The 13,416-nt window shown below is 63.0% G+C and carries 10 protein-coding genes; all 10 read right to left on the reverse strand.

Features of this window, described 5'->3' with window-relative positions; genetic code table 11:
• Position 1 precedes the first annotated feature (1 nt).
• The 10 genes from accC to L4X63_RS19030 all read right to left on the reverse strand — a co-directional run bounded on the left by accC (position 2) and on the right by L4X63_RS19030 (position 13,291).
• Positions 2-1,342: an acetyl-CoA carboxylase biotin carboxylase subunit gene (accC, locus tag L4X63_RS18985; RefSeq protein ID WP_250680235.1), complete on the reverse strand. Its 1,341-nt coding sequence runs from the start codon at positions 1,340-1,342 to the stop codon at positions 2-4.
• Between the two features lie 4 nt (positions 1,343-1,346).
• Positions 1,347-1,820 carry an acetyl-CoA carboxylase biotin carboxyl carrier protein gene (accB, locus tag L4X63_RS18990; RefSeq protein ID WP_250680236.1) on the reverse strand — a complete coding sequence of 158 codons (474 nt, stop codon included), beginning with the start codon at positions 1,818-1,820 and terminating at the stop codon, positions 1,347-1,349.
• 152 nt (positions 1,821-1,972) lie between these two features.
• Positions 1,973-3,046, reverse strand: coding sequence for a M24 family metallopeptidase (locus tag L4X63_RS18995; protein ID WP_250680237.1), 1,074 nt, complete (start codon positions 3,044-3,046; stop codon positions 1,973-1,975).
• A gap of 19 nt (positions 3,047-3,065) precedes the next feature.
• Complete coding sequence (gene aroQ / locus L4X63_RS19000; RefSeq protein WP_250680238.1) at positions 3,066-3,512, reverse strand: type II 3-dehydroquinate dehydratase; 447 nt, start codon at positions 3,510-3,512, stop codon at positions 3,066-3,068.
• Positions 3,509-3,871 carry a roadblock/LC7 domain-containing protein gene (locus L4X63_RS19005; protein WP_250680239.1) on the reverse strand — a complete coding sequence of 121 codons (363 nt, stop codon included), beginning with the start codon at positions 3,869-3,871 and terminating at the stop codon, positions 3,509-3,511. The genes aroQ and L4X63_RS19005 overlap by 4 nt, the downstream gene beginning before the upstream one ends.
• Positions 3,861-5,042, reverse strand: coding sequence for a tetratricopeptide repeat protein (locus tag L4X63_RS19010; protein WP_250680240.1), 1,182 nt, complete (start codon positions 5,040-5,042; stop codon positions 3,861-3,863). The genes L4X63_RS19005 and L4X63_RS19010 overlap by 11 nt, the downstream gene beginning before the upstream one ends.
• Position 5,043: 1 nt before the next feature.
• Positions 5,044-6,132 carry a 3-dehydroquinate synthase gene (aroB, locus tag L4X63_RS19015; RefSeq protein WP_250680241.1) on the reverse strand — a complete coding sequence of 363 codons (1,089 nt, stop codon included), beginning with the start codon at positions 6,130-6,132 and terminating at the stop codon, positions 5,044-5,046.
• A gap of 183 nt (positions 6,133-6,315) precedes the next feature.
• Positions 6,316-7,497, reverse strand: coding sequence for a chorismate synthase (aroC, locus tag L4X63_RS19020; RefSeq protein WP_250680242.1), 1,182 nt, complete (start codon positions 7,495-7,497; stop codon positions 6,316-6,318).
• Positions 7,498-7,728: 231 nt separating this feature from the next.
• A complete protein-coding gene (locus L4X63_RS19025) occupies positions 7,729-8,040 on the reverse strand; it encodes a disulfide isomerase DsbC N-terminal domain-containing protein (protein WP_250680243.1) in 312 nt (103 codons plus the stop codon).
• Positions 8,041-8,134: 94 nt separating this feature from the next.
• The gene (locus L4X63_RS19030) at positions 8,135-13,291 is read right to left on the reverse strand and encodes a beta strand repeat-containing protein (protein WP_250680244.1); all 5,157 of its coding nucleotides are present in this window, start codon (positions 13,289-13,291) and stop codon (positions 8,135-8,137) included.
• Positions 13,292-13,416 lie beyond the last annotated feature (125 nt).

Below are 13,416 nucleotides of genomic sequence, written 5' to 3' on the forward strand. Positions count from 1 at the left end.
CTTACTCCATTACCAGCCTTTCGATGAAACCGGTGTCGATGTTCCCTTCGATGAAGTCCTTGTTGGCCATGATCCGCTTGTGGAACGGGATGGTGGTCTTGATCCCTTCCACGATGTACTCGTCGAGGGCGCGCGCCATGCGGCGGATCGCCTCCTCCCTGGTGTCGGCATGCACGATCAGCTTGGCGATCAGGGAGTCGTAGTGCGGCACCACGGTGTAGTTGGTGTACACGAAGGAGTCGACCCTGACGCCGAGGCCGCCGGGGGTGTGGTAATCGGTGATGCGCCCCGGGGAGGGGGTGAACTTGATCGAGTCCTCGGCATTGATGCGGCACTCGATGGCGTGCCCGTGGATCTTGATGTCCTTCTGCTTGAAGCGCAGCGGCAGCCCGTAGGCGGAACGGATCTGCTCCTTCACGATGTCGACGCCGGTGACCGCCTCGGTGACCGGGTGCTCGACCTGGACCCTCGTGTTCATCTCCATGAAGAAGAAGTTGTTGTTCTTGTCGACCAGGAACTCCATGGTCCCGACGCTGTTGTAGTTGACGGCCTTGGCGGCAGCGACGGCGGCCTTACCCATCGCCTCGCGCAATTCCGGCGTGGTGACGGTGGAGGGAGCCTCCTCGATCACCTTCTGGTGACGGCGCTGGATCGAGCAGTCGCGCTCGCCCAAGTGGATGACGTTGCCGTGCTTGTCGGCCAGCACCTGGATCTCGACGTGGCGCGGAGATTCGCAGTAGCGCTCGATGTAGACTTCCGGGTTCCCGAAGCCCGCCTGCGCCTCGGCCCTGGCAGTGGCGAAGGCGTTGGGGAGAGCGGCCGGCGAGTGGACGATCTTCATGCCGCGGCCGCCGCCACCGGCGGTAGCCTTGATGATGACCGGGAAGCCGATCTGCTTGGCGACCTTGATCGCCTCGTTGACGTCGTGTACACCTTCCTTGGTGCCGGGGAGGATGGGTACCCCTTCCTTGATGACGGCCTGGCGGGCAGAGATCTTGTCCCCCATGATCCGCATACTCTCGGCGGTAGGTCCGATGAAGGTGATGCCGCACTTCTCGCAGATCTCGGCGAAGACCGGGTTTTCCGAGAGGAAGCCGTAGCCCGGGTGGATGGCTTCCGCGTCGGTCAACTCGGCAGCGGAGATGATGGCGTTGATGTTCAGGTAGCTCGCGTGGCTGGGAGGGGGGCCGATGCAGACGCTTTCGTCGGCGAGTTTTACGTGCAGGGACTCGGCGTCGGCGGTGGAGTAGACGGCAACCGTCTTGATCCCCATCTCCTTGCAGGCCCTGATGACCCTGAGGGCGATCTCGCCCCTGTTGGCAATGAGAACTTTATGGAACATAGGCTTAGGCCTTCTCGACGATGAACAGGTCGTCGCCGAACTCGACCGGCTGGGCGTTCTCCTTGCAGATCTGGACGATCTTGCAGCGGAACTCGGCCTCGATCTCGTTCATGAGTTTCATGGCCTCCACGATGCAGAGCACCTCGCCCTTTTCCACGATCTGGCCGACTTCGACGTAGGGAGCGGCGTCCGGAGCGGGAGCGCGGTAGAAGGTACCGACGATGGGAGAGGTGATGGCGTCGCCTGCCGGCTTGGCGGCAGCCGGAGCGGCGGCAGCGGCAGCGGCGGGAGCGGCAGCCGGAGCGGCCGGGGCCATGGCGGGCATCTGGTAGGCGACCTGCGGCATCTGGAACTGCGGTGCGGCGACGGTGCAACCCCTCTTGATCACCACCTTTTCTTCGGCGTTCTCCAGCTCGAACTCGGTGATGTCGGTTTCGGTAACCATCTTGATAAGGGTCTTAAGGTCTTTTATATCCACGTCTCTTTCTCCTTTGCATTGCAGCGTGATGGCAGCCTTTGCGACTACTGCTCTGTACCTACGTGTACGTAAAAGTAACCGCCCACCTCCGTGCCCAGATGCAGGGCCGGAATGAACGGCTGATTGCTTCATATGGGATCCCGAAACGAAAGCTACGGTTTCAGGACGATCAACTCCTTGGGGACCTTGGTCAGCCGGCGCGAGCCGCCGGATTCCATCACCACGGTATCTTCTATTCTCACCCCGCCCCACCCGGGGATGTAGATGCCGGGTTCGACGGTGAAGACCATCCCCTCCCTGATGGTGTGGGTGCTCCGGGGAGAGACGGTCGGATGCTCGTGAATGTCGATGCCGACCCCGTGGCCCAGGCCGTGGCCGAAGTACTGGCCGTATCCCTTGGAGCCGATGTACTCGCGGGCGATGGCGTCGAGCTCGTTGAAGGCCATGCCGGGGCGGGCCGCCTCGATGGCGAGCCGCTGTGCTTCGCGAACCGTTTCGTACACCTCGCGCTGCTTCCCGTCAGGCTCGCCGAGCGCTACGGTCACCGTCTCGTCCGAGCAGTACCCCTGGTAGACGATGCCGTAGTCGAAGGTGATCAGCTCGCCCGCCTGGATCGTTTTCCCGGAGGCCTTGCCGTGGGGCAGCGCTCCCCGCTCGCCGGAGGCGATGATGAAGTCGAAGGACTTGCCGTCCGCCCCCCTGCTCCTCATGACCTTCTCGAGCGCCCAGGCAACCTCGCTCTCGACCATCCCGGGCTTGATGCCCGCCACGACCTCCAAGAGCGATTCCGAGGCGATGACCGCCGCCTTCTCAAGGATCTCCAGCTCTTGCGCGTCCTTCACGGTACGCAGCGAGACCATCTCGGCGTCGGCTTCGATGAACTCCACGCCGGGGAGCTTCTGGCGGATTTCCTGGTAGGTCTGGACGGTAAGGTGGCCGGCTTCGAAGGCAGCCTTGGCGGCACCGGCGTCCTTGATCACCTGCGCCAGCGATTCGAGCCGGACCGAGAACTCCACCACCTGGGCGCCTTTGACCTCGGCGCCGGCCTGGGAGGTGTAGCGGGAATCGGTCAAAAACCAGGCTTCAGACGGGGAGACCACAAGCAGCGCCTCGCTCCCGGTGAAGCCGGTTAGATATCTGATATTGCTGAGGTTTGTGACCAGGAGCAGGTCGGCTCCGGTCTTCTGGAGGCACCCCCTGGCCGCGGAGATTCTATCGTGTAACATAATAACCTCCGTCTGACAACTATTTTTCCAGCCGTTTAATGAGCGCTCTCAACCCCAAAAGATAGCTGTCCGGGCCGAAACCGCAGATCTGTCCTACCGCCACAGGGGCGATGTAGCTGTGCTGCCGGAAGGCCTCGCGGGAGTGAATATTAGAGAGGTGGACCTCAACGGCGGGAAGACCGGTGGCGGCGATGGCGTCCCTCAGGGCGACGCTCGTGTGGGTGTAGGCGGCTGGGTTGATGAGGATCCCCTGGCAATCGTCCATGGCTCCCTGGATGGCATCGACCAGGGCCCCTTCGCTGTTGGACTGCAGCGTCCTGATCTCCACTCCGGACTCGGCGGCCAGTACGGCGAGGGAGCGGTTGATCTCCTCAAGCGTGGTGCTCCCGTAGATCCCCGGCTCGCGGACGCCGAGCAGGTTCAGGTTGGGGCCATGCAGCACCAGCACCCGCTTCTTCACGGTCATTGCAGCTCCTCCCCGAGACGGGACGCCTCGCGTTTCATGAGGTAGCGGGCCTTGCCGAAGTTGCCGTCCGGGGCGAGCACGAGGGCGAGGAAGAAGTCGTCGTTGATCCCGCGGACCACCACCGAGCAGTTGCCGGAAATGATGGCGACCTCCTGGAGTACGCCGGTCTTCAGCACGCCGACGGTCTCCTTGATCTCCTTGAGCACGGAGGCGTATTCGATCGCCAGGATCTGCACGTCCACCCCGGCCGACGGCTTGATGTACTCGTCGATGGAGATCCCGTCGTAGCCCATGACGATGGCACCGATCCCACCGCCGCAATCGTCGATAATCCCCTTCAGTATGGCCTTAAACCCCATCTCTTCTCCTCCTGATGTTTTCAAGCCAGAGGTTCAATGCCGCCTCCAGATCGGCGGGGGGCGCTCCCCCCTCCCCGGTGACCGCTTCCGCCGGGGCAACGGTTTCCCGCGCAGCCTGCTGGGGTGCGGGTTGGCGGGGAGGCTGCGGTGGCGAAGCCACCTCCTGGGCAGGCTGCGGCTCGGCGGCCCTTTCCAGCTGCGAAATCCGCTCGCGGTAGCCGGTATTGCCGGGATCGGCGGTCAACAGCTCGCGATAGACGCCGACCGCCTTTTCCACGAATCCCTGAGAAACGTAGAGCTCCGCGAGGGTTGCGGTGGTGAGGGGATCCTTGCGCGCCGGTTCGGCGGCCGAGGGCTGCACCGGCGAAGCTGCGGAAGCGGCCGGCTGCCCGATCTCTTCGAAGGAACCGATGGAGGCACCTCCGCCGAGCTCCTCGACATCTCCGGCCTCGACCAACTCGGTCTCGGGCTCGACGGCCCAGAAATCGTCGCCGTCATCGAAGGCCCTGAAGTCCTCCTCGTCGGAAACGGCGGCGCGAAGAGGAGCCCGGGGAGCCGCAGGCTGGGCTGGCGCTGCCGCCGCCTGGGACGCGGGGTGCTGCAGTGCGGCAGGCTCCTCCTCCAGCTCCTCGATCTCGGTCAGCTCCTCGATGAGGTCGATATCCTCTATTATTTCCTCGTCGGCAGTCTCGGGCTCGACCGGCACGGCTGCGGAAGCTTTGGCGGTGGCGGCCGCGGCGACTCCCCCTTTCAGTTGGGGGGCGATGGAATGGAGCAGCATGGAGGTCTCGGTGTCGTCGGGATGCTCGTTAAGTGCCTGGACGAGGACACCCTCGGCCTTTTCCAGGAGCCCCTCCTGGACGTAGATCTGCCCGAGCAGCTTCAGGGCTTCGACATGATCGGGTTTGAGTTCGACGGCCTTCTCGAGCGCTTCCATGGCGGAAGCCGTCTCCCCTTTGGCGCCGTAGGCGGCACCGAGAGCGAAGAAGCCGCCGGGGTAATCGGGATGCAGACCGCACCCCTTGGAGGCGACCATGATGGCGTCGTCCAAAAGCCCCAGTTTGCGGTACAGCTCGGACAGCGGCACGAAACAGTAGGAGCGTGGGTCCGCTGCCAGCATGTTTTCGAAACGCTGGATGTCCGTCCAGAACGAGATGGCATCTTCGATCATGTCACTCTCCTATGCGGCAGATCTCCAGAAGTGCATTAAGGTCATTCACCCTCTCCATCCGGTGGTCACCGATCCCCTGGTTGCAGATGAAGAGAAGTCCGTTTTCCCGGACCTTCTTGTCGTGCGAAAGCGCCTCCACGTACGCGGCGGGCGGGAAATCCGGGAGCGCGGTGGGAAGGCCGAGCCGCTTGATGAGCGCGGTAATCCGCTCCCCGTCCTCGCGGCTGCAAAAGCCGAACTTTTCCGAGATGAGGGCGGCCTGGACCATGCCGATGGCAACCGCTTCCCCGTGGAGGTAACGGGTGTAGCCGGTGAGGGTCTCCACGGCGTGCCCGAGGGTGTGCCCGTAGTTGAGGACCGCCCTAAGCCCCCCTTCCCTTTCGTCGGTCTCCACCACGCGGGCCTTGATCGCGCAGGCACGGCTGACGGCGTGGATGAGTGCCTCGCGGTCGCGCCGCAAGAGGAGCTCACCCTTCTCCTCAAGGAAGGCGAAGAAGCCGGCATCGAGCACCACGCCGTACTTGATGATCTCGCCGATTCCGCAGAGGAACTCTCGCTCGGGAAGGGTTTCGAGGGTGGTTACGTCGATGAGGACGGCGCGGGGCTGGTAGAAGGCCCCGATCATGTTCTTCCCTTTGGGGTGGTTGATGCCGGTCTTGCCCCCTACGCTGGAATCGACCTGGGAGAGGAGCGTGGTGGGGACCTGGACGAAGGGGATCCCGCGCAGGTAGCTCGCCGCGGCAAACCCTGCCATGTCGCCGATCACCCCGCCGCCGAGCGCCACGATGAAGGAGCCGCGGTCGAGGCCCGCGTCCATGAGGCCGTCGTAGATGAGGTCAAGGGTGCGGCTGTTCTTGTAGGATTCGCCATCGGGAAGCGAGATAAGAACGGGGCGGAAACCGGCCTCTTGCAGGGAGCCGCGGACCCGCTCCCAGTAAAGGGGTGCGACCGTGGTATTGGAGACCACGGCGGCAGTGCCGGAGAGACCTGCCTCGCGGCAAAGTGCGCCCAGAGTGCCGAGATTCCCGGCCCCGATCTTGATATCGTAACTTCTCTCGCCCAGAGAGACGTGGATGTTTTCTACCGTCACAAGAACCTCAACAACACAAATTACAAACGTGCCCTTCCGAAATTGTTCCCTCCCCCCCTGAGGGGGAGGGGCAGGGTGAGGGGGAGGCCGTCTTCGGCACTCCGTTGGAGCCTCCCCCACCCCCTCGCCCCCTCCCTCAAGGGGAGGGGGAAAGGGGAATGTAGTTAGGGAGGTGGATGGTCTTTAAAACGTCTTCAGGTACTCCAGGTACCCCTTCAAGTTCCTTTCGGTCTCGCCGATCGAATCGCCGCCGAACTTGTCCATGAAGGCGTTGGCAATCTCGATGGCGACCACCGCTTCGGCGACCACCGAGGCGGCGGGGACCGCGCAGACGTCCGAGCGCTCGACCGTGGCCTCGAAGGCCTCCTTACTGACGATATCAACCGAGCGAAGCGGCGTGTAAAGGGTCGGGATCGGCTTCATGGCCCCGCAGACGACGATCTCCTCGCCGTTGGTGATGCCACCTTCCAGGCCGCCGGCCCGGTTGGTGGTCCGGTAGAAGCCGGTAGCGGCCCCCTCCCCTACCCGGGAACCGTCGAAGAAGATCTCGTCGTGTACCTGCGAACCGGGAACGCGGGCGGCCTGGAAACCGGCCCCGATCTCAACCCCCTTGAAGGCCTGGATGCTCATGACGGCACCGGCAAGGCGGGCATCGAGCCTGCGGTCCCACTGGACGTGGCTTCCCAGCCCGGCAGGAACCCCGTTGACACGCACCTCGACCACACCGCCCAGCGAATCGCCGGCAGCCTTGGCGCGGTCGATGGTGTTGATCATCTCGAGTTCTGCCTCGGTGTCGTAGGTATAGACGGGAGAGCGGTTGATGCGGTCCTGGAGTTCCTGGAGGCTCGCCTCGGGCCTGGTGGCCCTCACACCCCCCAGTTCGATGACGCAGCCGTTGACGGAAATGCCGAAATGGGAAAGGTATATCTTGGCGAGTGCCCCGACCGCGACGCGGACCGCCGTCTCGCGGGCACTCGAGCGCTCGAGGATGTTGCGGACGTCGTGATGGCCATACTTGAGGGCGCCGGGGAGATCGGCGTGGCCGGGCCGGGCACGGGTGACGCTGTCGCACTCGCCTTGGTGTTCGGAATACGGGGACATCTTCTTTTCCCAGTTCACCCAGTCGGCGTTTTCCACCACCAAAGTCACGGGAGAACCGAGGGTCTCCCCCCAGCGGACGCCGGAGCGGATGAACGCCTTGTCGGTTTCGATCAGCATCCTGCCGCCGCGCCCATAGCCCCCCTGCCTGCGCTGCAGGTCGCGGTTGATGGTCTCCTCGTTTATCCCGAGGCCGGCGGGCAGCCCTTCTACAATAGCAGTCAACTGCGGGCCGTGCGACTCGCCCGCGGTCAGGTACCTGAACATGCACTCTCCTTGCTTCACTGCACTCTCAGAAATAATGCCCCTGGGGACAATGTCCCGCGGGAAGGTGTGGATAATAGCAGAAAGGGATCGCGAATCAAAGAAATTAGCCCACTCTCCCCTCTCAATCGTCCACCACGGCTCTCATAGAGCCGATAAACGAAAGCCAGGATGACCCTGGCTCTCTGTTAAACGAGTAAACGGTGAAACACCGCGGCGTACCGAAGCATGCACCTACTTCTTCTGCTGCAGATACTGTTTCTGGACCTCTGCGGTGAGGTTCACTTTTTTGTCGAGAGCGAGAACGCTGCCGGAAACGATGTACTGCGCCTTCTTGTCGACATACAGGACGACCGGCTGGTTGTTGACGCGGATGACCACCTGGTACAGAGCAGGGATTTCCTGCAACTGGGTCACCTGGAGGACCTCGAACTGCATCGGGATGATCTTCTTGACGGCGCCGGTCACCTCTTCTTTGGTGGGAGCCTGGGAGCAGGCGGCAAGCGCCAGGGATACGACAACTACGGTCAAAAGTTTTCTGAACATGACATCTCCATGCCCGCGGGACCGGCGGGTTAACTTTTCTGCGCAGGATGCCGTTACCGCCCCCTGGCTGGGAGGCGGTAACGGGTCAAGGTTGTTATCGAATGGCTTTGCCCAGGCGGGCGCCACCCAGGGCGCGAATCCTGCGTAACAGGGCGCCAAGGGCGAGCAGCGGCAGGGCGAGCAGGGTGACCGGATACTTGACCGCGAAGATCAGCGGCGTGAGGGCCCAGCGGGTCAGGAGCCTGAGGACGACGTGCTCGCGGATGAAGTCGGCGACCGGCGGGCTGTAGGTGTAGTAGAAGCGGACGAATGCGGTACCGGGGCCGCTCTTCAGGAGCACGTTGTCGCGGAAGTGCCGGAGCACGACGACCTGCGGGTCAAGGTAGCTGCCGTAGGCCGCGGTGGCGATGAAGCAGCCGCTCTTGCCGCCGGGGGAGGAAACCGGGTTGGTGGTGCCGGTACCGCCGGTACCGCCGGTGCCGCCACCGGTAGAGGTGCTTCCGACCACGATGGGATCCTGGATGCTCCCCAGGGTGGTGTCGGAATCCTGGAGCACGTTATTGTCGGTGAGGGCGAAGGTGACCACGTTGCCGTTAGTGGCGACCGGGGTAACTTGGGTCCAGACGTTGTTGGTGAGCTTGTAGTAAACCGGGTTGGTCGGGAGCGCCACGAAGGTGACGTCAACGTTGACCGTCCCGGAAGGAGTCATGTTGTTAACCACGACGGAGATCGCCTCGGCCGGGGTGAAATCGGCCGGCCGGCTGGAGGTGCTCAAGACCGGCGAGGAGACCGGAACCACGAAGGAAGAGACCGTGGTGGTACCGGGGATGGTGCTACCCGGGGTGGTCGGGTTAAGGCTAGCTACCGCGATGGAGCCGGTGCCCGAAAGCGACAGCTGGTAGGTCGCCCCAGAAACGGCGGTGATGGTGAAGGTTCCCGAGTACGACTTGGAGCTCCCCGGCGAGAAGGAGATCGGGATGGTCACCGAAGAGTTAGCCCCCACCACGGTATCTGCCGGGAGCATGGCGGTAAAGGACGAATCGCTCGAGGTGAAGGAGTGCAGGGTGATGGAAGAAGCGCCGCTGTTTTTCAGCACGAAGTTCTTGCTGAGCGAGTTGCCAAGGAGCACGTTGCCGAAGCTGTAGAAAGAGATGGGGGTATTCGGATCGCTGGCTGCTGCAAAGGTAACCGAGCCAGAGGTCCCCCCACCGGAGGTGCTGATCACAGAGATGGTGAAGGTCTTAGTGGCCACCGCCTTGGTGGCGTCGACCAGTTGCACCATGAAGCTGTAGTCGCCGGCCGCCGTCGGAGTGCCGGAGATTACCCCGGTGGCGCTGGCCAGGGCAAGGCCGTCCGGGAGGCTGCCGGCCACGATGGACCAGGTATACGGAGCGGTTGCCCCGGTAGCGGAAAGGGTCTGGGAGTAGGCGGTGCCAACCGTCCCTGCGTTAAGCGTGCCGGAGATCGAAGGAGTCGACTGGGCCGGAGTCGCCAGCGCGAAGGTCTGGGTGGCGGTCCTCAGGTCGGCGTCGGTGACGGTGACGACGAAAGACCAGCTGCCGTTGATGATTACGGTACCGCTCAGCGCGCCGGTAGCCGAGTTGAGGCTGAGACCGGAAGGAAGCGCTCCCTGGGTGATCGACCAGGTGTAGGGAGAACGGCCGCCGGTTGCCGTGAATGCCTTACTGTAGGCGGCATTGAGGGTGAGCGTCCCGAGGTCGGCCTGGGTGGTGGCGATGGAAAGCGGATCCTTCACGGAGATGGTCTTGGAGACGGAAACGGTGGCGCCGGCCCCGTCGGTGAGGGTCTCAGTGAAGGTACTGTCGCCGGCGGCGGCCGGAATGCCGGAAATGGTCCCGGTGACGGGATCGATGACGAGGCCGACCGGCAGCGAGCCCGAGGAGATGGTCCAGGTAAGCGGAGTGGTCCCGCCGGTGGAGGTCTGAACCTGGTTGTAGAGGGTCCCGGTGGTAGCCGGAGCGAAGGTCGCCGCCTGGATAGCCGGGAGGTTATTGATCGTCATGGTAAACGACTTGGTGGCCACCGCGGTGGTGCTGACGCTGTCGGCCGCCTGGACGGTGAAAGCGTAGGTGCCGGCGGTATCGGGGATGCCGGAAAGGATGCCACCCGAGGTGAGGGTGACACCGTGGGGAAGCGCCCCGGCGGAGATCGTCCAGTTGAAGCTGTTGCTTCCGCCGGCGGCCGTCAGGGTTTGGGAGGGAAGCGCGACGTTCCTCGTCCAGGCCGAAGTGATGGCCGAGGTGGTGATCGCCACCTGTGCCTGCACGTCGGTGGTGAAGGTCTTGACGACGGTGGAGCCGCTGGTGTCGGCGACCTTCACGGTATAGGTGAAGACCCCGGCAGTGGTCGGAGTCCCCGAGGCGACACCGGTGAAGGGATTGAGGCTCACGCCGATAGGAAGGCTCCCCGCCACGACCGACCAGCTGTACGGCGAGGTGCCGCCGGTCCCGCCGAAGGTGAAGGTGTAGGGTCCACCAACCACGGCGGTCAGCGGCGCTCCGGCCCCGGTGGTCGGGGTGGAGATGTCGAGGACCGTGTTGACCTTGATGGTGAGCGATTTGGTGTCGGTTGCGCCGGTGGAGTCAGTCAGCGATAAGGTGAGCGGGTAGCTCCCCGGAGCGGACGGGGTGCCGCTGATGATCCCGTTGCCGGTATCGAAGGTCAAACCGCCCGGAAGGGCGCCCGAGGTGATGGCCCAGGTGTTGGGGACCGTTCCGCCGGAGGAATGGATAGTCTGGCTGTAGGGCGCGCCTACCCCGCCGTCGGGGAGACTGGTGGTCAGAATCGCCGGTTTGGGGTTGATGGTGATGCTAAGCGGCTGGGTCGAGGTGTTGTTGACCGAGTCGGTCGCCTGGACGGTGAAGGAGAAGGTACCGCTCGTGGTCGCCACCCCCGAAAGTACCCCGCTTGCGGAAAGGGAAATCCCGGCGGGGAGGCTTCCGTTTGCTACCGTGAAGGTGTAGGGACCGGTGCCCCCGGTAGCTACGATGCTCTGAACAGGGGCATTGGAGTATTCCACCCCCTGAGTCCAGGGCTTAAGAGAAGTCGTGGTGATGCTGAGGACCCCGGCCTTGATGGTGTAGCTTCTGGAGACCGAGTTTTTCGGAGAGTTATTGTCGGTGACGGTAACGGTGACGGTTTTGGTCCCGGAGAAAGTAGGGGTACCGCTGATGACGCCGGTGGATGAATCGATGCTGAGACCGTCGGCCAGTACCAGTCCCGTCATGCTCCAGGTGTAGGGGAACACACCGCCAGCGCCGGCCATGGTCGCCGAGTACGCGACCCCGGTGTTGGCGTCCGGTAAGGACGACGTGGTAATGGTCAGCGGGTTGATCCCGGACGCGGTGCCGGTCAAATAGAGAGTAAGGGTACCGCCGTCGGAAACGATGGTGGTTTTGTAGTTGTTCGTCGAATTGCCGGCGAAACTCCCGGCAGCCAGAGGGTTGAACCGGATGGTCATCGCGTAGGTCGTACCCGGGCTGATGGTGACCGGAGCCGGAGTCACGAAGGAGAACGGAGAATCCGGGTTCGACATGCTGCTGATGGTAAGCTGGCTGTTACCCTCGTTGGCGATATACACGAGCTTGTCGACGGGAGTTCCCGTGGGGGTGGTTCCGAAGTCGATCGAACCGCTGAGGATAGGACTCTTGGTGCTGTCCTCCACCACCAGCTGCGGCGCAGTGGAGAACTCAAGGAGCTGTCCGAAGATGTTCGAGTAGGAAAGCTTCCGGCCATCCTTCCAGACCACGAAGAACTTCCGGAAGTTGACGTCGCCGAAGGCTACCGCGGGTGCCAACTGGTTGGCGGAAGCTACCGTTACCGGCTGATTGCCACCGGAAAGGTTGCCCTGCGGATCGACAAACTGGGAGTAGATGTCTATGTTACTCAGGTTGGCACTCTCGTTCCTGGCGTCTTCCCATGCCACGAAAAAGCGCTGGTTCACGTTGTCGAAGGCGGCTACCGGCGATGTCTGGTCGCCGATGGCGTTGGAAATCGGGATCAGGTTGCCGTAGGCGGCGAAGCTGGTCAGGTCGATCAGCTGGCCGAGGATATTCTTTCCGGTAGTAAGCCCGCCGTTGTTGTCCTCCCAGGCAAGGAGAAGCCGGTTGGTGTTGGGATCGACGGCCATGCTTACGGTATCGGCGGTGGTCCCGTAGCTGTAGTCGGTGACGAGGCCGGTCTGGTAGCGCCTGATCTTGACCTTAGACTGGCCGCCGTCCAGGTCGGCGATGATGAAGGCGGGGGCGCCGTACTTTGCGGTAACAATCGGCGGCGTGCTGGTGTCGGAAGTAGTGGTGTACGGCACCGACACGGTGACCTTGCTGGTGCTGCCGATCCAGGAGGTGAAAACTTCGCCGGTGATGGGGCTGAAGGCGAGTTTCGGATGCGATTCATGGAACTGCACGTTAAAGCTTTCGGTGATCGCGGAACCGCTGTCGGCCAGGTCGTTGTTGGTAACCGCTTTCGAGACGTCGGTGGCGCTCGACACGGCGGCCGAGATCGGATCGATGGTGGCCGTCTTCACCATGTTGTAATCGACAAAGGGGGTCGGAATGATGGTTACCGTGGTCGAGTTGACCGCTCCCAGGGCCTGGTAGGTCCTGCTTATGGCGGTGTCGTCGGTACTCGTATCGATCCAGGCGAGCACGAACTTGCCGGTCACCGGATTGTAGATGAGGTCGGGGTCGCTCTGGCTCCAATTCGAAGCGCTAAGCGACGTTATCGGGAAGTTGGAGCCGATGAGGGAGCCGTCCGTGCCGACGAACTGGCCGTAGATCCGGCTGCCGTAGGTCGCGGTAGCGTCGCGGGAGTCAGTCCAGACGACCAAGTACCGGCTATTGGACGGAGTAACCGAATCCTGGTAGAAGGCGACCTTGGGCTGTGCCTTGTTCGCTGCCACGCCGGTGATGGCGAAGTCGGCCACCGTCTTGGTCATCGTGGTGACATTACCCGCCGCCCCCTGGGTTGTGCTGTCGGCCCCGGTGCAGATGGCGCCATAGATCTGGCTGCCGTTGGAGCTCCGGAGGTCCACCCATACGGTCAGGTACTTGTTGTGGCTGCTCGTGTCGTAGGCGACCGCCGGCGCGGACTCGTCGCTGGTGCTGTTGGAGACCTGGAAGTCGCTGGCAAGGACCTCCCCCTTCGCCCGGGCCGGGGTGTCGGCGTTCACGCCGCTGGGCTTGCTGCCGGAGCAGCTCAGGGAGACCATGCAGGCGAGAACCAGCATCATCCACCACAACTTGTTTACAAGCGGCAACCGTATTTTCCTTTGGAGACTCATCTCGCGATTCCTCTTCGTTTCGAAAACTCTAAGATAGTGACACATCGTGGATCACCGCGGTGACCGCATTGGCC

Origin of the sequence: Geomonas sp. Red32, assembly GCF_023652955.1 — a bacterium.
GTDB lineage: Bacteria > Desulfobacterota > Desulfuromonadia > Geobacterales > Geobacteraceae > Geomonas.

Excerpts from the sequence above, each read along its gene's own strand:
- L4X63_RS18995 (WP_250680237.1), bottom strand. The coding sequence starts at position 3,046 with ATGTTACACGATAGAATCTCCGCGGCCAGGGGGTGCCTCCAGAAGACC.
- aroQ (WP_250680238.1), bottom strand. The coding sequence starts at position 3,512 with ATGACCGTGAAGAAGCGGGTGCTGGTGCTGCATGGCCCCAACCTGAAC.
- L4X63_RS19030 (WP_250680244.1), bottom strand. The coding sequence starts at position 13,291 with ATGATGCTGGTTCTCGCCTGCATGGTCTCCCTGAGCTGCTCCGGCAGC.
- L4X63_RS19005 (WP_250680239.1), bottom strand. The coding sequence starts at position 3,871 with ATGGGGTTTAAGGCCATACTGAAGGGGATTATCGACGATTGCGGCGGT.
- L4X63_RS19025 (WP_250680243.1), bottom strand. The coding sequence starts at position 8,040 with ATGTTCAGAAAACTTTTGACCGTAGTTGTCGTATCCCTGGCGCTTGCC.
- aroC (WP_250680242.1), bottom strand. The coding sequence starts at position 7,497 with ATGTTCAGGTACCTGACCGCGGGCGAGTCGCACGGCCCGCAGTTGACT.
- L4X63_RS19010 (WP_250680240.1), bottom strand. The coding sequence starts at position 5,042 with ATGATCGAAGATGCCATCTCGTTCTGGACGGACATCCAGCGTTTCGAA.
- accC (WP_250680235.1), bottom strand. The coding sequence starts at position 1,342 with ATGTTCCATAAAGTTCTCATTGCCAACAGGGGCGAGATCGCCCTCAGG.